Genomic DNA, 20,907 nt, shown 5'->3' on the forward strand with positions numbered 1-20,907 from the left:
CAATGCCAACCCCTAAGAAGGGTGCCCGTCTCGGCGGCTCCGCCAAGCAGCAGGCTCACATGCTGAGCAACTTGGCAGCCAGCCTGATCGAGCACGGCGCTATCAAGACCACCGATGCCAAGGCGAAGGTTCTTCGCCCGTACATCGAAAAGATCATCACCAAGGCTAAGTCCGGCACGATTGCTGACCGCCGCGCAGTCCTGAAGCTCATCCCGCGCAAGGATGTTGTTTCTTACCTGTTCGACGAGGTTGCCCCGAAGTTTGAGAACCGTGAGGGTGGCTACACCCGCACCATCAAGCTGGACAACCGCGCCGGTGACAACGCCCCGATGTCCCAGATCTCCCTCGTTCTCGAGGAGACCGTGACCTCCGAGGCTAACCGCGCTACCCGCGCTGCTGCATCCAAGGCCGCTGAAGCCGAGGAAGCTAAGGCAGACGAGGCTGCTGAGACCGAGGCACCTGCCGAGGAGACCGCAGCTGAGGAGTCCGAGGAGAAGTAATTTCCCTTCGGCCCTAGCGCTTCGCCGCCGCCTTTCCCCATCTGTGGGAGGGCGGCGGCTTTTTCATGTCCGCATCCCAGCAAGGGGGCGTTGCACGGCCGACCCAGCGCCGGTGGGGAGAAGATGCTCCGGTAGCATGAAGCCCACTATGACAGATGCAGCATCGACTTCCCCCGAAGGGCCGGCGGACGGGTTCGTTCGCCTGCGCTTGGACTTGGCTTATGACGGCACGGACTTTCATGGCTGGGCCAAGCAGAAGGGCGGTCTGCGCACGGTGCAAGGCGTATTGGAAGAGAAGCTGGCGATGATTGCGCGCACGGAGGTGCCGCTCACGGTCGCTGGCCGCACAGATGCCGGCGTCCATGCCCGTGGCCAGGTGGCGCACGTGGACGTTCCCACTGAGATGCTGGCGCAGCGCTCGGTGGCGGGGGAGCCGGGGAAGCTGGTGCGTCGGCTAGCAAAGCTTCTGCCAGAAGACGTTCGGGTACACGGGTGCGAGTTCGCACCCGCGGGCTTTGATGCGCGGTTCTCGGCGCTGCGGCGCCACTACGTCTATCGGATTACCACCAATCCGCGCGGCGCGCTGCCAACCCGTGCGCGGGATACGGCCGAGTGGATTAAGCCGGTGGATATCGATGCCATGCAAGAAGCCGCTACCGCCCTGGTGGGCCTGCACGATTTTGCGGCCTTTTGTAAGGCCAAGCCGAACGCCACGACCATCCGTGAATTGCAGGAATTTTCCTGGCGCGATGTTTCTACGCCCGAAGAACCGGAGCTTTATGAGGCCCGCGTGAGTGCCGATGCTTTTTGCTGGTCGATGGTGCGCTCGTTGGTGGGTTGTTGCCTGCGCGTGGGCGAGGGGCGGCGCGATACCGACTTCGCCGCGGCACTGCTGCAGGAGACGAAGCGCTCTTCCAGCATCCCCGTGGCCCCGGCAAAGGGACTCTCGCTCGTCGCCGTTGATTACCCAGCGGCGGACAAGCTAGCCGCGCGCGCCGAGGTCACCCGCGAAAGGCGCAGCGCTGACTAACGCCCAAGTGGCAGCGGTCGCCTACCTGGGATAGCCTGTGTGCTGGGTGTACACAGACTTTTCGGGGGAAAATCATGGCACGTCCGCTGCCTACTACCAAGGCCCAGGTATCGGGTCATAAATTCTTGCGCCGCCGCGTCGAGCATGGGCTCGTCTTAGGCGATATCCGCATGATTCACGATCCTTTGGCTAGGCGCCGCAAAGCGCTCCTTTTCGGCGGGGTCGGCGTCGCCTTCCTTGCGGTGGGCTCTGGCATGTTGGCCTGGCTGCAGCCGAGCCCGCAGCCGGGTGATGCGCCGATTGTGCGCTCGGAGCAGGGCCAGCTCTTTGTGGATGTCAACGACACCTACCACCCGGTATTCAACCTGGCGTCGGCGCGCATTATCGCCGGGCAGGCAGCCGAGGCACAGACCATTGGGGATGAGCACCTGCAAGAAGCGCTACTGGGCTCACCGGTGGGTATCTCGGATGCTCCTGGGTACCTCGCGGCAGCAGGCGAGACTCCCCAGCAGCAATGGGCAGCGTGTTTAGCCGGCAAGGATGAGGCACCGACTACAGAGAACCCAACCAGCATCGGCGGCCACCAGGTTGCGTCGCAGGAGGTTATTGTCCTCGCCGAGCCCGAGCAGAAAAGCCTCGGTGAGGAGCGCGCCGCACTGGTGGAATCCGAGGGCACGCAGTGGCTTATCACAGAGGAAGGCCGCGTGGCGTTGCCAGATTCCTCTAGCACCGAAGGGCGCGTCGTGCGCCGGGCGCTGGGCGTGGACGATAGTACCCACACCTGGCCCGTGCCGCCCGAGCTGCTCAATACCTTTGCGGAGCTGCCGCCGCTGAATTTTCCAGCCAATCCGCCAGAGGTTGTCGATACTGGGCAGGGCCTGTGGGCGCGTACGCCCGAGGGCGTAGTGGAGCTCACGCCTACGCAGGCGGAGATGCTCACAGGCGTGGGTGCCAAGGAGACGACAGCCACGCCGCAGGAGATTGCCGCGCTTGCCGACGCCCCTTTAAACCTCAACCTTCCCTCCACGTCCTTCCGCTTCTTAAGCCCGGACGATGGCTGGATGTGTGCTGGTAATGAGGGTGGCGGGGTAGTGGTACCTGCCCAAGCAGGCACCATCGCCTTGGCAGGTGAGTCGGTGGCCCATCGCTTTGGTGGGCTCGACGCCGGTGGCGTAGGCGTAGACAGCGGCCATGGCTATCACGTGGTCTCACCCACGGGGCAGCGGCACGAGGTCAAGGACAAAGAGACTTTGGAAGCCCTTGGCACCGGCGTGGGCGCGCAGGTGCCGTGGGAGATCCTGCGCTTGCTGCCGGAAGGCTCCGCGCTAAACCGTGAGCAGGCGCTGCAGGTTAGTTCTTAGGCCGGAGTCCGCGCCACACCGCCCACGCAGCAAGCGCGAGCCCTAGCCCACTCAGTACCCAGGCACTGCGCGTCGGCGCGCGCGAGTCGCCTTCGTCGGTGGGGCGGATGGTCATAGCCCGGGTATCGACGTCTGCGTCCGATTCCACGTGGGTGAGCACAGTGAACGGGTCGATGAATCCATGTCCCGGTTCTGCGGCGTCCTCCAAGCGTTTGCGGAGGGTGGCCGGGCTATCGTCGGGAAAGCGTTGTGCCAAGAGGGCAGCGGTGCCGCTGACCACCGGCGCGGCAAAGGAGGTGCCATGGAACTGCGCGGTTCCGTCCGTGCCCTCCTTACCATCGGCCCATCCACCCGCGGGGTTGAGCGCTAGCGGAATGAAACCTTGCGCAGCAAGCTGGGCTCCGTCGGCCGAATTCAGCGAATAGTCAGCGAGTTCGTGTGAATCCGCTAGAGCGCTTACTGAGAGCACCGTTGGTGAATCCGCCGGAAAGACGCGGTCGCCCATCTCGCAGCTGCCAGAAGACGCATTGCCCGAGGCAGCGATCACCACGGCGCCGGAGTCTTCCGCATGCGCCAAAGCGCGATCCAATCGGGAGGTATCGACCTGTGCGGCCACATCAGGTGGCACACAGGAGACAACCGAAATATTAATGACGCGGGCACCGGCATCGGCAGCGTCATCGATGGCGCGGGCCAAGGTGTCCAGCGAGCCGGTGGTACTGTCTTCGGCTTCTTGGCGGTAGTGCGCGCTGGTCTGGCGTACAGCGTAAATCTCTGCTCGTGGGGCGATACCGATATCGTGACCGGCGATGACACCGGCCACGACGGTGCCGTGCAGGTCGCAATCGCGATGCGGCTCCGGGTCCTCGGGCGCGACAAGGTCCGCGCCACTGCTGAGATTCCGCAGTTGATCGTGACGGGCCACGCCAGTATCGATAACGGCTACTTTGACGCCTTCCCCGGTAGCAAAGGAATGTAGACGGGCCCGGTAGTCTAACTGCTCCTCGCTTGGTTGGGGCGAAAGCGGTGAGGAATGCGCGGCGGCGCATTCGCGGTCCGGTTCGCGCGCGGCCGCGTGGGGTGCAGCAGTCAGTCCTGCAGCGAATGCAACTACTAAAGCGGTGGGTAGCACGCGCATTATCCAAGCCCCCTAATGAGCACGAAGACACCGGCTAGGTGCGCGGCCAGCGGCAAACTAGCGGCAATGGCCAGGGATTCTATGCGCTCAAACCACGCGATGGTGGTGGGCTCGAGCCCGGTCACCTTGGGTGCCCACAGCGGGGCGCTCAGCATGGCGAGGAGAACCAGGCAGGCAACAAGGATCGGCGCCCAGGCATCGGCAAGGCCGGAATCCGCTACCACGTGGGTAGCGCACAAGCATGTAGCGAGACAGGCGGTCATCGCCAGCAGCATTAGGGCCCAGCTAGCCAGCACACGACCGTGCCGGGCAGCATGCATGACGACGGCACCCGCGGTGGTCACGCAGAGTGCTTGGACGAAGCCCACACCGGTGTGCTCAGCACCAAAGAGCACCGCAAGGTACTCGGAGAGAGAATCGGGCGCGCCGTTAGTCGGCGCCAAGGCCGGACCACTGCCTGTCAGCGAGAGGGCGATAAGGGCCGGAATGAGACAGAGCGACAGCCCAAAGCACATTCCCTCATAGGCACTGCCGGCGCGCTGGGCACGAAAATCGACATCCGGCTGGACGGTATCGGAAACCGCGAGGTCCTGGCCGGCCGTGGGCAACTGCGGGACTTTGAGCCCAGCGGTCGCTACGGTCAGCGCAGGAGCTGCGGCCAGCAGGATAATGCCGGCCATCACCACGCAGGCGGCTGCCGCCGTACCGTGGCTACCCTGGAGACCCGTCCCTGGTCCGGGCAGCAGGTAGCCCAAAGCTGCGACCGACAACAGCACTGAGACGGTGAGTGCCACGGCGGTGGTGCGAACCGTGCTTAACCCGGTGACGTGACAGGCAAGCAGCACGATGAGGAGGGCGACGCAGGCGGTGAGTGCGGCGAAGGGGGCTTCGCTAAGCGAGGGCGAAATCACCACCCAGCCACACGCCATGCCGGCTACCAGGCTAAGGTGCACCAGTGATAGGGCGCGGGTCCACAAGGCGAGCAACAGGGCTCCAGCGGTCAACGCCGCCCACGCCGCTAGGGGAAGGGTGCTAACCCACACTAGGGCGAAGGCGGCAAGCAGCCCTGCCCAAGCCCAGATGGTGGGAAGGGCGGCGGTAGTATCCTCCTCAGCCGCGGCGGCGAGCGATTCCGCCGCATCCCGAATCACCGGTGCGGGCCGGCGCTCGCGCGGACTTATAACCAGGATGGATCCTTCCGTGAGCGCAGTGGCAGCTAACGGGGCGGTGAGATCGATGGCGCGGCCGGAGGCTGTACTGGCGCGCCAGGGTTCAGAAATGGTGGGCGCATCCACCAAGTCAGTGATCTCCGCTAAAAGCTCGCCCACGCTGGAGCTTAGCGGTAACGCCACGTCCGCCTCCTTGTGGAAAGCGCCGGCATGAATGCGAACGGTAAGGCGCAGGTGATGCGCCGTTGCAGTAGTCATGATGTCCCCCGAAAAATGTATGGATTGTGGGCGTCCCCCTTGCCCAATGCCACATATTGTGGCTTACTAGTGGCGACGTGTCCACCGCAGCGCGGGGAATCTTGGCAGGGGGCCAAGGGCGCTTGGCGCGTGGCTCGGGGGAGGTTATTTAGGCATGCTTGGGATCGGGGATACCCGCGTCATTGAGCCGTTGACCATGCCACTGCGGGATGCTGCGCCGCCGCTGCCCACCGGCAGCATCGAGGCCGAAGAAGTCCCGGAGGCGGTGCGCCCGCAACCGGTGCCGCTGGTGCGGCTGCTGCTTCCGGTGGTGATGATTGCGGCTATGCTCGGCATGGTCGCCCTCATGGTGTTAGGCGCTGGGGAATCCCGGCAGATTAGCCCGATGGCCTTGATGTTTCCATTGATGATGCTGGCGAGCATGGCCATGATGTTTGGGCCCAATAACAGCGGGCAGGATCCGGATGAAACCCGGCGCACTTACCTGCGCCACATCAAAGCCTTGCGAGAAAAGGCGCTGCGCAATGCCTCGGCGCAGCGTGCACATGAAAGTTATCGCCACCCGGCGCCGGTGGAACTCAGCACTCTAGTCGGCTCGCGCCGCATGTGGGAGCGTGGCCCGGATGACTCGGACGCCCTCGAGGTACGCGTGGGAACTGGACCAACGACTTTGTGCACCCCCATCAACGTGCCGGATTCGGGCGCCACGGAAGACCTAGACCCGGTGTGTGCGGTGAGCATGCGCCAGACCATTAAGGCGGTGGGCACCGTTCCCGATATGCCAGTGGTTATCCAACTGCAGGCCTTTCGCTTCTTGTCCGTGTCCGGAATGGCGTCGACTCGGGGCGAAGAGCCCGCAGATCCCTCCCGCGATATGGTGCGCGCAATGGTGCTGCAGATGGCGTTGGCGCATGGCCCGGAAACCTGCGGTATCGAGGCCATCGGTGGCCAGTGGGAGTGGCTGAAGTGGCTGCCCCATGCGCGCACACCGGAAAAGGCGCGCTTTCGCATCCTCATAGTCGATGGCGTGCTGACCACGGGAACCGAAGACTTCTTCCACGATGATTCCTATACCACCATCATTGAGGTTGGTGGGGCGCCGTCTTCGGCGCTGGGGGTACGCGCCGAGCACGAAGGGCTAAGCCTCGTGGCAGGGGAGCAGCTGCAGGTGGTCACCGCGGCAGGGGTGGAAGACCTTGGTTCTCCCGATGGGATGAGTGTGGCCGGCGCGACGTTGCTCGCGCGCAGTATGGCCTCCTACCGCCGCCCCGATAGCACTTCCGGCCGGCGCGGCAGTGACCTTATGGGCCTTCTGGGCTATCGCGATGTGGAAGAGCTAGCGGCTAGCGGCATGTGGCATGGCCGGGAGGGCTCGGCGCGACTCATGGTGCCCATCGGCATCGATACGGTGGGCCAGCCCGTCACGGTGGATCTCAAGGAATCTGCCCACGGCGGTATGGGCCCGCATGGCCTGTGCATCGGTGCGACTGGCAGCGGAAAGTCAGAGCTGCTGCGCACCCTTGTCACCGCGCTGGCGGCTACCCATAGTCCGGACGAGCTCAACCTCGTGCTCGTGGACTTCAAGGGCGGCGCGACATTCTTAGGATGCGACCGCCTGCCGCATACTTCCGCGGTGATCACCAACCTGGAAGAGGAATCTACGCTGGTAGAGCGCATGTATGATGCCATCTCTGGCGAGATGAACCGACGCCAAGAGCTGCTGCGCACCGCCGGAAACTTTGCCAATGTCAGTGAGTACAACGCTTCTGTCACCGCCGTGCGTGAGCACGGGCCCTTGCCGGCCTTGGTTATCGTCGTCGATGAGTTCTCGGAGCTTTTGGGCCAGCACCCGGACTTCGCGGAACTCTTCGTCGCCGTCGGCCGCTTGGGGCGCAGTCTCCACGTGCACCTGCTTTTAGCCTCCCAAAGGCTCGAAGAAGGCCGCTTGCGGGGGCTAGATTCCCACTTGTCCTACCGAATCGGCCTGAAAACCTTCTCCGCAGCGGAATCCCGCCAGGTATTGGGCGTAACCGATGCCTACCACCTGCCCGGCCAGCCCGGCGCGGGCTACCTCAAATCCGATGCTGAGGCCTTGACCCGCTTCCAAGCTTCCTACGTGTCTGGGCCCCTGCCGCGCCGGGCGCTTGCCGAGGCTTCCGGGGACCACCCCGCCCCAACCCGCGGCCGCGTGCAGCTCTTTCATGGCTGGTCCCAGGAAGATGACAATACTAGCGCTGCGGTGGTTCTCGATGACTCCACCACTGTGCTTACCGAGGTCGTTCGCGCCGCTGCGGAAGAAGCCCAGTTGCGCGATCAATCGGCGCACCGCATCTGGCTGCCGCCGCTACCACCGGTCATTGAGCTATCCGCGCTGCCAGGGCTTTCCGGTGTACAAGCTGTGGGTGCAGTCTCGCCCGCAGCAGACCAAAGGCAGCTGTGCGCGCCCATCGGCATTATCGATAGGCCGTATTACCAACGCCAGGATGAGCTGATTATTGATTTCACCCAGCACGGCGGACACATGGCACTGTGCGGTGGCCCGCAGTCCGGTAAATCGAGTGCGCTGCGCACGATCGTCTCTGCGCTAGCTCTACGGCATGACCCGCAGACGGCGCGCTTCTACGTCATCGATCTTGGCGGTGGTCAGCTAACGTCCCTAGAGCGCCTGCCCCACGTGGCCGGAGTTGCCGGGCGCGAGGAGGGCGAAAAGGTACGGCGCATCGTCGACGAAGTAGCTGGGTTTATCCGCCGCCCAGAACGGTGCGCAACCTTCCTTGTCATTGATGGCTGGCACCACATTGGTACCTCTAACGCGGAGTTTGAAGACATAGCGGAGAAGGTCACCGAGATCGTTGCCGATGGCGCCTCCGCCCACGTACATGTCGTCATTGCCACTTCGCGGTGGACCACGATGCGCCCGGCTATCCGCGACCTCATTGCTAATCGCCTCGAGCTGCGCCTGGGTGAGGCTTTGGATTCGCTCATCGACCGCAAACTACAGCAAAAGCTCCCCAGCGCACCGGGCCGTGGGCTCACCTTGGCGGGTGAAAATATGCTCTTAGCTCGCACCTCCAACCAGGACATCGCCCACATCTGCCGCGTGCATGCTGCGGCTGACCCAGTTCCACAGCTCAAGATGCTGCCCGCCGTGCTTACCCCGTCCGCACTCGCGGCTCAAGGGGGTGTGCCCACCGGCGAGATCGCCTGGGGCATCGGCGGGCGCGACCTCGATACACTGACCTGGAATCCGTCTCGTGAGCCGCACCTTGTGGCAATCGGGGCGCAGGGCTGTGGCAAGTCCACCTTCCTGGCGCAGATCATGCGCGGTATTAGTGCCTTTGCGCGCGAAGACGCCCGGCTCGTCGTCATCGACCAGCGCCGAGCCCATCTGGGAACCTTGGACCAGAACATGGTTGCTGCCTACGCCGCGACGCAGTCGAGTGCGCAAGAGACCATTGTCGATACAGTCCGGACCCTGGAATCTCGCCTGCCTGGCCCGGACATTACCCCGGCGCAGCTCACCGCACGAGATTGGTGGCAGGGCCCAGACATTTACCTAGTCATCGATGATGCGGACCTGCTGAGCGATATCGCTCTCTCGCCGCTATTGGAGTTGCTTCCCCATGCCCGCGACATTGGCCTGCACCTTGTTATCGCTCGCAAATCCGGCGGCATCGGCCGTGCCCTCTTTGGCCAATTCTTTTCCGCGGTGCGCGATCTGCAGCCGGCGCTGCTGCTTTTCGACGCCGACCGGGACGAAGGAACCATCTTCGGACTCAAGCCCTGCCACCAACCACCCGGGCGCGGTCAGTGGAGCATCCGCGGTGAAAACCTCGGCGTCGCCCAAGCGGTGTACCTAGAAGGAGAAAAGTAAATGACCACCAATCTCAGCGCGCATACGCCAACCGACACCCCTATCCCTACTGGTGGGGAGACCACCGCCGGCCCCATTACCGTCACCATCCTGGATGCGGCCACAATCTTTGAAGGGCCCGAAACGGTCTATCGCTATGACCTGCCGGGAACCGGCATTGTGGAAGGCTGGGCCTTAGGCCAAGTCATGGATCAGATATCCAAGATGGCGGGACCGTCCTGGCCCGACGTGGAAGCCTGCGTGGTGGCAGACTCTTCCGGCACGGGAATTGCGCAGGAAGCCACCTCTATTATCTGCCGGCAATTGGAAGTCACCGGGGTGCACCTCATCGACCCAGAACCAACCATCTCCCCGCTAGCCGCCCCGGACCCACTCGGTCCGCCTCCTCACCCGGTTCCTGAAGCCACTGATTCGGCACCTCCCACTACGGTGATGGAGGCACCTGCTTATGACGAACCGGTAACGCCACGCTGGACCGACCGCCTGCGCGGTTGGCTCGGAGCCATCGATATCTTTCATGTGGCAATTGCCGTGGTCATCATCGCCGTGGCTGGGGCTTCTTGGTGGGCCATCGGTGCCCAAGCTTCAGGTGAAGGCGACGCCGCTCCGGATGCATCGCACCCGCAACCCCGCGCTGCCGAGCCAAGCGGCGATGGTGCGGCGGAGTTCGCGCCGGCCTCGCCGCAACCGGGAATGCCAGGCGCGTCAGATTCCGGCAGCGAGGAATTGAACCCAGGCGAAAAGCGCTTAGACGTGGAAGGAATGTCAGTAGTAGTCCCCAGTGGGTTCCACACCAAGGTAGAAGATGGTCTGGTCACCGCCACCGGGAAAGACCCGAACCTACGCATCCTGCTGGCGGCGGATGAGATGTTTAACGTGCCGGCGGATGCCCTGTTCAAAGAAATTCACGCGCAGGTCGACGAAGATCCGACGCTTCGCGATGCCACCGATGAGGCAGGGCGCCTGACCTATACCGAAGACCCCGGGGACGGCTCCTTGGTGGAATGGACCACTTGGGAAGACCGAGGCCACCAGATGTCCGTGGGGTGCCATACCCGGCATAACTCCAACGCCGTTCAAAAGGCTGCCTGCCGCATGGCCACGGAAAGTCTGGTTAAAAAATAGTCTCAAAAACTTTGCCTCAGCCAGGAACCGTTTGGCGGAAAGTTCAGTCCAATAAAGGTGAGAAAGCACAGATGCGAAGCACAGCTGCTTTTTCGGGGGAAATACACACAATCTCATCCGCCCTAAGGAGGGGCGCACTCTTATGTCTCAGACTTTCAAGACACAAGCCGATGTCATGGTTGCCACCGCTGGCAAAGTCGATAACACCAACGATGAAGTCCAAGGCGAGCTCACCCGCCTGCAGGGCGTCGTCGACTCCGTCCGTGGCAGCTGGGTTGGCCAGGCGCAGGTCTCCTTCGATGACCTGATGCAGCGCTACAACACCTCTGCACAGCAGCTGCGCGAGGCCTTGGCCTCTATCTCTGACAATATCCGCAGCAACGCCCACAACTTCGACAACGTGGAAGCAGAAAACACCCAGGCATTCTCCAACGTGGGCGGCGGCCTCGCCCTCTAAACCGCACCGCACACTTCACTACTCCGCAGCCCAAAAGCTATAGATTCACAGAAGGGAATCAACCACCACATGTCCGAGATCAAGTACGAATTCGGTGCCATTTCTTCCGCCGCAGCCGACATCAACGCCACCTCTGGTCGCATCAACAGCACCTTGGCAGACCTGAAGGCGCGCCTACAGCCGATGGTAAGCACCTGGGAGGGTGAGTCCGCCGTGGCTTATAACCAAGCGCAGGCCAAGTGGGACAAGGCGTCCCAGGAACTCAACACCGTCCTCGCCACCATCTCCAAGACCGTTTCGCAAGGCAACGATGCGATGAGCGACGTCAACCGTCGCGCCGCCGCAAGCTGGGGTTAAAACCGCACCCTGTTTGCACGGTTCCACGCTGTCCCCGTCGGGGCTGCGGTGCCACTGACCACACCCGCGTGGCAGGAGGCGGACGCAGCCGCAGCCTTGGCCAAGAAACCAGCGTGGCTATTCCTTTTCTAGTCCGTACCCACGAGCCGGCACCTCCCGTTTGAGCCGCGGAAGTGCCGGTTTCGGTGTTTTGGTCTTTGGGCAGGTGAGCAAGTAGGGTAGGAGACCTATGTGTTCGCTCGTCGGCAAGCAGCTGGCGAAGCGCTCCCTGCAGGTCTCCACCGGCCGCTGTATGGGAGTGAATGGATGCTTAGCGCTGGCCGGCAGTTCCGAGACAGACTTTCAAGGAGTCAAATTGTCTACTTTCCACCCAAAGAGCGGTGACATCACCCGCAAGTGGTACGTCATCGACGCTACTGATGTGGTGCTGGGCAAGCTCGCTTCCACCGTTGCAGACCTGCTGCGCGGCAAGCACAAGCCACAGTTCGCACCGAACGTTGACGCTGGTGACCACGTCATCATCATCAACGCTGACAAGATCCACGTTTCTTCCACCAAGCGCGGCCGCGAGATGCGCTACCGCCACTCCGGTTACCCGGGCGGCCTGAAGTCCATGACCCTGGGTCAGTCTTTGGACGCCAACCCGGTTCGCGTTATCGAAGAATCCGTTGCCGGCATGATGCCGCACAACAAGCTCTCCCGCGCTTCCATCAAGAAGCTGCACGTCTTCGCAGGCGAAGAGCACCCGTACGCCGGCCAGAAGCCGGAAACCTTCGAGTTTAAGCAGGTGGCACAGTAATGTCTGAGCAGAACATCGACAACAACGTAGCCGACGCTGCTGACATCGCTGCAGCAAGCGCCGCTACCGAAGAGTTCACCAACACCATCGGTGATTCCATCGCACCGGCCGAGACCGAAGAGGTCGAGGCTGCCGCTCCGGTACACGAGGGCCCGATCCAGACCGTCGGTCGCCGTAAGCGCGCCGTCGCACGTGTTCGCCTCGTTGCTGGCTCCGGCCAGATTGTGGTTAACGGCCGCGAGTTCGGCGAGTACTTCCCGAACAAGCTGCACCAGCAGGACATCCTGCTGCCGCTGACCCTCCTGGAGCGCGAGAACCAGTTCGACCTCAAGGTCACCGTCAACGGTGGCGGCCCGACCGGTCAGGCTGGCGCCCTGCGTCTGGCTATCGCTCGTGCACTGAACATCTACAACCCGGCTGACCGCACCGCCCTCAAGAAGGCTGGTCTGCTCACCCGAGATGCTCGTGCAGTTGAGCGTAAGAAGGCTGGTCTGCACAAGGCACGTCGCGCACCGCAGTACTCCAAGCGTTAATCTCGCTTCTACTGCGCGCGCAAGCGCAACGCAAAGCCGCTGCTTCCTTTGGGAGGCGGCGGCTTTCGTCGTTTTTGAGCTTTGGCAGAGGAGAACGACACCTCTGCATGGTAGTACTATATGTGGTACTGATTAGTTGTGGGTAGCAGCGTAGAAGAAATCTTGGCCAAAATGAAAAGAAGCCCAGCAAACGCCACCTTTTTGGAACTTCTTAAAGCGGTACAAAAACTACAAACAGAGCAAGAAAGAAGATAAAAATGGACGTCAGCAAATACACCTATCAAGTCTTCTGGTCTGAAGAGGATAATGAGTTTGTGGCGACGGTTGCCGAGTTTCCTTCACTATCGTGGCTGGATTCTGACCGTAGCTGTGCAGAGCAGGAACTTCTGAAGTTGGTTGCGGAAGTAGTAGAAGATATGCAGGTGTCAGGAGAAACCATCCCTCAGCCGTTGGGGGCTCGGTCATATTCGGGAAAATTTAACGTTCGAACCTCTCCGTCGCTGCATCGCAAGCTAGTGATGGAAGCAAGGACGGAAGGAATTTCACTCAACGCATTGATAAACCAGAAGCTTGCCTCCGCCTAAACCGCCCCAACATGCAATCGATGGGCACAGGAGTGCATAATTGACTGCATGACTCGACTTTTTGGAACCGATGGCGTTCGCGGCCTCGCGAACAAGAAGCTGACCCCAATTCTGGCCTTGCAACTAGGCCAGGCTGCTGCGGAGGTATTTACCGCCAAGCGTGAATCCTATGAGCGCCAGCCGCTGGCCATTATTGGCCGCGACCCGCGTGTATCTGGCGAGATGCTGGATGCAGCGATTGCGTCCGGTCTGGCTTCCCGCGGCGTGGACGTGGTGCGCGTGGGTGTGCTGCCTACTCCGGCGATTGCCTTCCTGACGGATGACTATGGTGCGGATCTCGGCGTGATGATTTCCGCTTCCCACAACCCGATGCCAGACAACGGCATCAAGTTCTTCTCCGCAGGCGGTAAGAAGCTGCCGGACGAGGTAGAAGATCAGATTCAGGCCACCATGGAGAACCTCACCGAGGATGGCCCGACCGGCACAAAGTTGGGCCGCATCATCTCGGAGGCCCCGGACGGACGCGAGCGCTACCTCAACCACTTGAAGGAAGTGGTCTCCACCGACCTCAGCGGCATCAAGGTGGTCGTAGACACCGCCAATGGTGCAGCTTCCAAGGTCGCTCCGATCGCCTACGAGGCGGCTGGCGCAGAGGTTATTGCTATCCACAACAAGCCGAATGCCTTCAATATCAATGAGGACTGCGGTTCGACGCACATTGAAAAGGCACAGGCGGCCGTCGTCGAGCATGGCGCCGATCTGGGCCTGGCCCATGATGGCGACGCCGACCGTTGCCTGGCTGTGGATGCCGAGGGCAATGTTGTCGACGGTGACCAAATTATGGCGCTGCTGGCCGTAGGCATGAAGGAGGATAATGACCTGCGCTACAACACTCTTGTAGCAACCGTCATGTCTAACCTGGGCCTGAAGCTAGCCATGCAGGAGCAAGGCATCGAGGTGCGCCACACCGCAGTAGGCGACCGCTACGTGCTGGAAGAGCTTAACCGCGGCGATTTCTCCTTGGGCGGCGAGCAGTCTGGTCACGTCGTGTTGCCAGATGATTGCACGACTGGCGACGGCACGCTTACTGGCCTGTCCATTATGGCGCGCATGGCCAAGTCCGGGAAGTCCCTAAAGGAATTGGCATCGGTGATGACCGTGCTGCCGCAGGTCCTCATTAACGTGCCGGTTTCTGATAAGGGTGTCATCATGGACGCCCCTGAGGTACAAGAAGCCATTGCCCAGGCCGAGGAAGAACTCGGCGAAACCGGCCGCGTCCTGTTGCGCCCCTCCGGCACTGAGGAGGTTTTCCGCGTCATGGTGGAGGCCGCCGATAAGGAGCAGGCACGCAAGGTTGCCGGGAGGCTTTCCGCCATCGTTTCCTCGGTCTAGCGCAACTGCCGGGTGCGGAAGAATTTTGGCATCCTAGGGAACCATTTGGCGCAATCCCCAGTCCAATGAAGGTGAGAACTTTTACCGCATATGGATTTGGGGGAATACACCAGTGTCTGAGGTTTTTCTTCGCCCCTTGGAGGCGATGTCCGCACTACGGCAGGTCGTAGCCGATAACGACGAACAACGCGATGCTCACCGGGCCGAGGTGCCGGATTTTCCGGTGGCCGCGGCTGGACGCAACTTTGGCGGCCACGGTGAGCGCATTCGTGATGTCTTGGCGCGCATCCATGAGCGCGGCGGGCAGAGGTTGGATAATTTATCCGCCACCGCCCACGCCGCCCATGAACAGGTGCGCGCCATTGCTGATTTTGATGAGTCCTTCGGCAGCTCCTTTACACGCGGCGGGGAGGCGGACAGCAAGTGAGTACGCTGACAAAATCCCTGCTGGGGGACTATTCCAACGCGATTTCCCAATTCCAGTTCGCATGCTTGGGAAGCTACTCGGGCCCCAGCATGCCGATGAACCTACTGGGAGAGCTAGTCGGTGCGGTGGATGGCATCGCGCCCGAAAACCTGGTGAAAAACACCGTTGCGGCCGTAGGCGGTAACCGCCCGCAGGGAGGCGGTGCTGGACTAGCGGGCTATTTGCAGCAAGATGATTCCGAGGTTGCTCAAGGCGCCATGCGCGAGCACCTGTGCGGCGTGCAGGAAGACTTCGACATTGACCGCCAGGATGCCGCCCATCTCACCAGTTCGGCGGAGCAGTGCTCGGGCGCTATTGCCGACGTCGTCGATGTTTCCGACACCGCCCTTACCGAGCTCATCTCTGCGGTCATCCCACTGCTGAATATCTTGTCCATGGTGGCTACCAAGCACCCGCTGGCCAGGTTTATCATCCCGATTCTTTCCACCATCGGCGGGCGCGTTATCGAAGAGACGAATCACAATATCGCTAGCACCTGCCGTGACCGCGATGATGCGATTGAGTCCTGCTATAACGAGTTTGAATCGCGCTGCGAATGCGTCTGTGAGCGCCCAATGCCGGAAGAATGCCCGACGCCAGCTAAACCTACAGATGACGCCTGCCCCGCACCGGTAGAACAATGCCCGGAGACTCCTACTCCCACTAAGCCGATGCCGAAGGAAGAGTGCCCGCCCCCGCCCTCGCAGCCCACCGAGCCGGCCCAGGTGGAGTGCCCACCAGAGCCCAAGCCCATGCCGGAGCCTGACTCAAAGCGAGAATCGAGCCAGACGACTTCCGCGCCGCCACAGCCGACGCCTCCTTCGCCACCACCTGTTCCGCCAAAGGAATGCCCCGAGCCCGAGCCGGAGCAATCATCCAAGACGGAAGTGCACACGGAGACCACTGCAGAACACGGCGCGGGCTGCCACTGCAATCAGTGCACCGAGCAACCATTTACCGAGCGTCCATCACAGTCCCAGCGCGACGTAGAGATCACCAGGCCGGCGCAGGCGGAGATCATTCCGCCGCAGGAGCCGCCAGAACAGCCACAGCAAGTAGAAGAACTGTGCCCGGAACCTGAATCTCAGCCAGAGCCGAAACCTAAACCAGACATGGATACGGAACCCGCTTCTGGATCGGGCGCAGGCGAGGAAACGCTCTGCCCGGAAAATACCGCGGAAAGTACCGAAGAATGTGTGGAAACGACCCAAACCAGCTCAGAAGGCTGTGAAATTGAATCCTCCTGCAGCGGCAGCCTCGGCCTGGTAGGGGCCGGAATCGCTTTAGTAGGCGTGGGCCTCATTGTGGAAGGCGCCGCGCAGTGCCTGGAGCACATGTCCGAGGCGGATTGCCCGGTGCAAGAGCCCGAACCGGACCCCGTCCCTGAGCCTGAGCCAGAGCCAGAACCTGATCCCTGCCCGGACCCTAAGCCCGAGCCCGAACCGGAGCCGGAGCCAGCTGGTGATGATGGCGTAATGGCGCCGCCTCCTGAGCTGTCTCAGGTAGAGGAGCCAACGCCGCCACCAGAAAAGGTGGCACACCTCCAGGCGGCCGGTCCAGCAGAGGCACCGTCACCAGCCCCTGCTCCGGCTCCTGAACCAGCACCGGCACCGGAGCCGGCCCCGGCACCGCAGCCGGCTCCAGAAGAAGCGCCAGCACCGGCACCAGCGCCGCAGCAGGAGGCGGCACCGGCGCCAGAAGAACCAACCATTAAGGCACGAAAGGCAGGTCAGTGGTAATGAATAACGACTTCGCAGAATTTGCGCAGGGCTTTCGGGAAAGGACGGCTAAACGCCTGCTGGAATTTGAAAAAACGCTGGCGAAAGCGCAAGACGAGCTAGAAAAGTCTGCGGATAAAGCCATGCAAGAGGCGCGAAGGGAGAAGGGGCAGGTGGGGCGTCGGCAAGCGGCGGCGGTGCCAAGGCCACGATATGGCGCTGCCCCGGCGCGCTCAAGGAACGCGTCGGGGCAGGTGCAATCTGTGCTGCGGCGGGGCTAATACCTTAGGCGTCGCGGGTGACGCCGGCGCGCTCGGCCAAGTCCTCGCCTACGAGGCTTTCGACCTTCTTGGCGCTCGCCTCTGGATCCGCAAAGGCGTCATAGGTGGAATCGCCATTGAGGGTGGCCAGCAGGAAGCCGGTGACCAAGCCGCGGGCGATTTCGGTAGGGCCGGACTGGAAGGCGGCGGTGCCGATAGCGAGCTTGCGCAGGCGATCTTCGGTAAAGCCGGCGTGGCTGCCCTTGTCGATGGCGCGGAAGCAGACTGGGCCATTCCAGTTATGGGCCAGCTTGGCGGGGTTGCCGGCATTGAAAATGTCTTCCTGGCCGGCGCCAATGACCAAGCCCGGGGTAGTAATGCGGCGGGCCGCCTGCACCGCAGATGGCGCGGTGATGGAAGGGTAAATCGCGGCGACGGCGGCGACCTTCTGGTTATCTAAGGCGCCCAACACGGCCGTGCCACCGCCCATGCCGTGGCCAATCATGCCGAGCTTGCCCGGGGAGACCGTAATATTGCCAGCGCCAAGCTTTACCCCAGCGGCAATCTGCAGCGCGGATTCCATATCCGCGGCCAGGTTGCGGTGGTTGGGGAAGGGGCCGGTCTCGGAATCGGGGGCTACCACGACGATGCCCCAGCTAGCCAGGTGGCGCAGGGTGGCGTGGTAATCCTTAATCTTGTGCATCCAGTCATGGCCAAAGGCCACGGCGGGCAGGCTTTGGCCCTCCGCGGGGGTATAAACCTTGCCGGTAACCCCGGCATAGTCAAGGTCGCCAACCAAAACTCGGTTGCGGCCACGCTTCGACAACGTTGCTAGATGTTTATTCAAATTCGCAGACACGCATTCCAGGATAGATGAAGATCACCCGCCAGGCGGGAAAGGGTGCGGGTTTATCTGAGAAATGTCTGCGTAATATCCAGCCGAGCCGCGGGTGTAGTGGAAAGGCTTTCCTAAGCCCCTCCTAACTTGCGCCCCTGTGGGTAGGGGAGTGCAATGTGTGGGCAACTACATACTCTATTTTTCTGGGAAGGCGGGCTGCGGTACATGACTACCGGCGTCGTTGATGTGGAAGAACTTTCTACTCGTTATGGGATGGAGGTAAAGACCGAGGTTATTGACCGCGTGGCACATGCCTCCGATGCCTCGCACTACCTGTACACCCCTAAGGCAGTCATTGAGGCCCGCTCGGCCGGGCACGTGGCCGCCATCTTCCGCGCGGGCCGGCAGCAGAATGTTCCGGTCACCCTGCGCTCTGGCGGTACCTCCCTTGCCGGCCAGGCTTCCGGCGATGGTTACCTGGTGGACGTGCGCAAGCACTTCCGCGGCATCGAGGTGCTGGATGAGGGCAAGCGCGTGCGCGTCCAGCCCGGCGCGACGGTGCGCCAGGTCAACGCCCGCCTGGGCCTGCGCAATCGCAAGCTTGGCCCGGATCCGGCAAGTGAATCTGCCTGCACCATCGGTGGCGTGGTGGCCAATAACTCCTCCGGTATGGCCTGCGGTACCGAGCTCAATACGTATAACACTCTGGAATCGCTAACCTTCGTGCTGCCTACCGGCACGGTGATTAATACCGCCGATGCGGATGCAGACCGGCAGTTCCAAGAGCAGGAACCGGAGCTGGTGGAAACACTTACCCGCCTGCAGCGCCGCGTGCGCGATAACCAGGAGTCCGTGGATATTATCCGCCGCCATTTCCAGCTGAAAAACACGATGGGCTATGGCCTCAATTCCTTCCTGGATTTTGATAGCCCGGTCAAGCTCTTTGAGCACCTGCTCATCGGCTCGGAGGGAACCCTGGCCTTCATCGCTGAGGCGGTACTCCGCACCGTGCCCATTTCCAAGCTGACTACCACCACGGTGGCTGTCTTTGATGACCTCACCGCTGCCACCAAGTCCCTGCCGGCCCTGCTGGATACCGGGGCGGCCACCCTGGAGCTGATGGACTCTGCCTCGATCCGCGTAGGCCAAGGCTTTGATAAGGTCCCGCAGGCCATCACCGGTTTCGATGTGGACAAGCAGGCCGCACTGCTCATTGAGTACCACGCTGACGCGGAAGAAGAACTGCGGGAGAAGGAGGGCAAGGGCTCGCAGCTTCTGCGCGAGCTGCCGCTGCAATCGCCGGCTGCCTTCTCGGCCGATGCCGCTTCGCGCAATACCGCATGGAGCTTCCGCAAGGGCCTGTATGCCCAGGTCGCTGAGGCGCGCCCGTCCGGTACAACCGCGCTTTTGGAAGATATCGTCGTGCCCGTGGGGGACTTGGCTGATACCTGCTCTTCCCTGCAGGAACTCTTTGCCCGCTATGGCTATGACGACGCCGTTATCTTCGGCCACGCCAAAGACGGCAATATCCACTTCCTGCTCACGGACCGCTTTGAAGGCGATGACGCTATCGGTCGGTATAACGACTTCAACGAGGGCATGGTGGACTTGGTTCTCTCGGCCGAGGGCAACCTCAAGGCCGAGCACGGCACCGGCCGCGCCATGGCGCCGTATGTACGCCGCCAGTATGGCGACGAGCTCTACGCGGTTATGCAAGAACTCAAGCGGGCCTGCGATCCCAGCAACACGATGAACCCGGGCGTCATCTTGGACGATGACCCCGATGCGCACATCAAAAACATCAAGCTCAACCCCACCGTGGAAGAGGAAGTGGACCGCTGCGTGGAGTGCGGCTACTGCGAGCCGGTTTGCCCGTCGCGCGATCTCACGCTGACCCCACGCCAACGCATTGTGGTGCGCCGCGCCCGCAAGCGCGCGGAAGAAGCCGGCGATAGCCAGCTCGTAGCCGAGCTGGATGAGGCCTATGAATACATGGGCATCGAGACCTGCGCGGTGGATTCCATGTGCCGCACCGCCTGCCCGGTAGGTATCGATACCGGCAAGTTCATCAAGCGCCTGCGCCGCGAGGAGGCCCAGCCGGCGCAGCAGAAGCTGTGGGGCGCTGCCGCCAAGAATTGGCAGGTGGTTAGCCAAGGCGCCGGGCTGGCGCTCACCGGCGCGCACCTGCTGCCCACCGAGCTGGTCAAGAAGGTCACCGATGTGGGCCGCAGCCTCATCGGCACCGATAACCTGCCGCAGTACCAGCCGGAGCTGGGCAAGGGCGGCAAGTCCCGCGGCCGCTTGGCCGGGCGCGTGGGTGACCGCTACGCGCAGACCACCGGAATTTACCTGCCAGCCTGCGTGAACACCATGTTTGGCCCGCAGGGCGGTGGCAAAGGCACTACCGATTCCTTCGTGACTCTCTTGGAGCGCGCCGGGGTAGCGCTGGAGGTTCCGGAGGGCATCGACAAGCTCTGCTGTGGCACCCCATGGGCGTCCAAGGGCATGCAGGCCGGCCACGATGCGATGGAGCAGCGCGTGCGCGATATCGTCATGGAGGCCACCGATGGTGCGCGCCTGCCGGTCATCGTGGACGCCAGCAGCTGTACCGCCGGATTCAAGGACATGTTGGAGTCGGTAGGCATTACCGTTCTTGACGCCATTAGCTTTACGGCCGATACCCTCCTGCCGCAGCTTGCGGTCAAGAACCCCGCGGCTTCCGTGACCGTGCACCCCACCTGCTCTGCCTTCCAGCTGGGCATGATGGAAGATGTGGAGAAGGTAGCCCGCGCCGCCGCGGCCGAGGTACACATTCCCACTGACTGGAATTGCTGTGGCTATGCCGGCGATCGCGGCATGCTCCACCCGGAGCTAACCGACGCCGCAACGCGCGCCGAAGCAGCGCAAGTCAAGGAAATCGGGGCGCAGTATCACGCCTCGACCAACCGCACCTGCGAGCTCGGCCTGACCCGTGCTACCGGCGAGGATTATCACCACATTCTGGAACTTTTGGAGCAGGCGACGCGCTAGTTTTCCCAGCGCACTAGC

Annotated in this window: 18 protein-coding genes; 15 read left to right on the top strand and 3 right to left on the bottom strand. The window is 62.2% G+C overall.

The window, feature by feature from the left end; genetic code table 11:
• Nucleotides 1-2: 2 nt before the first annotated feature.
• From rplQ to eccB, 3 genes are all read left to right on the top strand, one after another.
• Nucleotides 3-500: a 50S ribosomal protein L17 gene (gene rplQ, locus CORTU0001_RS05495; protein WP_005322759.1), complete on the top strand. Its 498-nt coding sequence runs from the start codon at nt 3-5 to the stop codon at nt 498-500.
• 136 nt (nt 501-636) lie between these two features.
• Nucleotides 637-1,530 carry a tRNA pseudouridine(38-40) synthase TruA gene (gene truA / locus CORTU0001_RS05500; protein WP_005328013.1) on the top strand — a complete coding sequence of 298 codons (894 nt, stop codon included), beginning with the start codon at nt 637-639 and terminating at the stop codon, nt 1,528-1,530.
• A 74-nt stretch (nt 1,531-1,604) separates the two neighbouring features.
• Complete coding sequence (eccB, locus tag CORTU0001_RS05505; RefSeq protein ID WP_005328015.1) at nt 1,605-2,891, top strand: type VII secretion protein EccB; 1,287 nt, start codon at nt 1,605-1,607, stop codon at nt 2,889-2,891.
• Here eccB and CORTU0001_RS05510 read toward each other — a convergent pair.
• Nucleotides 2,881-4,029 carry a S8 family serine peptidase gene (locus CORTU0001_RS05510; protein WP_244262095.1) on the bottom strand — a complete coding sequence of 383 codons (1,149 nt, stop codon included), beginning with the start codon at nt 4,027-4,029 and terminating at the stop codon, nt 2,881-2,883. The genes eccB and CORTU0001_RS05510 overlap by 11 nt on opposite strands.
• Nucleotides 4,029-5,456, bottom strand: coding sequence for a type VII secretion integral membrane protein EccD (eccD, locus tag CORTU0001_RS05515; protein WP_005328025.1), 1,428 nt, complete (start codon nt 5,454-5,456; stop codon nt 4,029-4,031). Before eccD ends, CORTU0001_RS05510 begins: the two co-directional genes overlap by 1 nt.
• 154 nt (nt 5,457-5,610) lie before the next feature.
• On the opposite strand from eccD, the gene CORTU0001_RS05520 reads away from it, so the two are divergent.
• The 11 genes from CORTU0001_RS05520 to CORTU0001_RS05570 all read left to right on the top strand — a co-directional run bounded on the left by CORTU0001_RS05520 (nt 5,611) and on the right by CORTU0001_RS05570 (nt 17,042).
• Nucleotides 5,611-9,330, top strand: coding sequence for a type VII secretion protein EccC (locus CORTU0001_RS05520; RefSeq protein WP_005328026.1), 3,720 nt, complete (start codon nt 5,611-5,613; stop codon nt 9,328-9,330).
• Complete coding sequence (locus CORTU0001_RS05525) at nt 9,331-10,455, top strand: type VII secretion-associated protein (protein WP_005328028.1); 1,125 nt, start codon at nt 9,331-9,333, stop codon at nt 10,453-10,455.
• Between the two features lie 142 nt (nt 10,456-10,597).
• The gene (locus CORTU0001_RS05530; RefSeq protein ID WP_005328030.1) at nt 10,598-10,912 is read left to right on the top strand and encodes a WXG100 family type VII secretion target; all 315 of its coding nucleotides are present in this window, start codon (nt 10,598-10,600) and stop codon (nt 10,910-10,912) included.
• Between the two features lie 69 nt (nt 10,913-10,981).
• Nucleotides 10,982-11,269, top strand: a complete 288-nt coding sequence (locus tag CORTU0001_RS05535; RefSeq protein ID WP_005322746.1) for a WXG100 family type VII secretion target — start codon at nt 10,982-10,984, stop codon at nt 11,267-11,269.
• Between the two features lie 355 nt (nt 11,270-11,624).
• Nucleotides 11,625-12,068 carry a 50S ribosomal protein L13 gene (gene rplM, locus CORTU0001_RS05540; RefSeq protein ID WP_034668278.1) on the top strand — a complete coding sequence of 148 codons (444 nt, stop codon included), beginning with the start codon at nt 11,625-11,627 and terminating at the stop codon, nt 12,066-12,068.
• Nucleotides 12,068-12,601 carry a 30S ribosomal protein S9 gene (gene rpsI, locus CORTU0001_RS05545; RefSeq protein ID WP_005322744.1) on the top strand — a complete coding sequence of 178 codons (534 nt, stop codon included), beginning with the start codon at nt 12,068-12,070 and terminating at the stop codon, nt 12,599-12,601. Before rplM ends, rpsI begins: the two co-directional genes overlap by 1 nt.
• A 257-nt stretch (nt 12,602-12,858) precedes the next feature.
• Nucleotides 12,859-13,185, top strand: coding sequence for a type II toxin-antitoxin system HicB family antitoxin (locus tag CORTU0001_RS05550; RefSeq protein WP_005328036.1), 327 nt, complete (start codon nt 12,859-12,861; stop codon nt 13,183-13,185).
• A 48-nt stretch (nt 13,186-13,233) separates the two neighbouring features.
• Nucleotides 13,234-14,577: a phosphoglucosamine mutase gene (gene glmM / locus CORTU0001_RS05555; protein ID WP_005328038.1), complete on the top strand. Its 1,344-nt coding sequence runs from the start codon at nt 13,234-13,236 to the stop codon at nt 14,575-14,577.
• Nucleotides 14,578-14,722: 145 nt separating this feature from the next.
• Nucleotides 14,723-15,004, top strand: coding sequence for a hypothetical protein (locus tag CORTU0001_RS05560; RefSeq protein WP_050776587.1), 282 nt, complete (start codon nt 14,723-14,725; stop codon nt 15,002-15,004).
• On the top strand, nt 15,001-16,782 hold the full coding sequence (locus tag CORTU0001_RS11710; RefSeq protein WP_005328040.1) for a hypothetical protein: 1,782 nt from the start codon (nt 15,001-15,003) through the stop codon (nt 16,780-16,782). Before CORTU0001_RS05560 ends, CORTU0001_RS11710 begins: the two co-directional genes overlap by 4 nt.
• A complete protein-coding gene (locus tag CORTU0001_RS05570; RefSeq protein ID WP_005322739.1) occupies nt 16,782-17,042 on the top strand; it encodes a hypothetical protein in 261 nt (86 codons plus the stop codon). Before CORTU0001_RS11710 ends, CORTU0001_RS05570 begins: the two co-directional genes overlap by 1 nt.
• Before the next feature lie 4 nt (nt 17,043-17,046).
• Here the strand turns inward: CORTU0001_RS05570 and CORTU0001_RS05575 are convergent, their stop codons facing one another.
• Nucleotides 17,047-17,880, bottom strand: a complete 834-nt coding sequence (locus CORTU0001_RS05575) for a dienelactone hydrolase family protein (protein ID WP_005328042.1) — start codon at nt 17,878-17,880, stop codon at nt 17,047-17,049.
• A gap of 204 nt (nt 17,881-18,084) precedes the next feature.
• Here CORTU0001_RS05575 and CORTU0001_RS05580 point away from each other — a divergent pair, with 204 nt between their 5' ends.
• Nucleotides 18,085-20,889, top strand: coding sequence for an FAD-binding and (Fe-S)-binding domain-containing protein (locus CORTU0001_RS05580; RefSeq protein WP_005328043.1), 2,805 nt, complete (start codon nt 18,085-18,087; stop codon nt 20,887-20,889).
• Nucleotides 20,890-20,907 lie beyond the last annotated feature (18 nt).

Origin of the sequence: Corynebacterium tuberculostearicum SK141 (assembly GCF_000175635.1) — a bacterium.
GTDB lineage: Bacteria > Actinomycetota > Actinomycetes > Mycobacteriales > Mycobacteriaceae > Corynebacterium > Corynebacterium tuberculostearicum_C.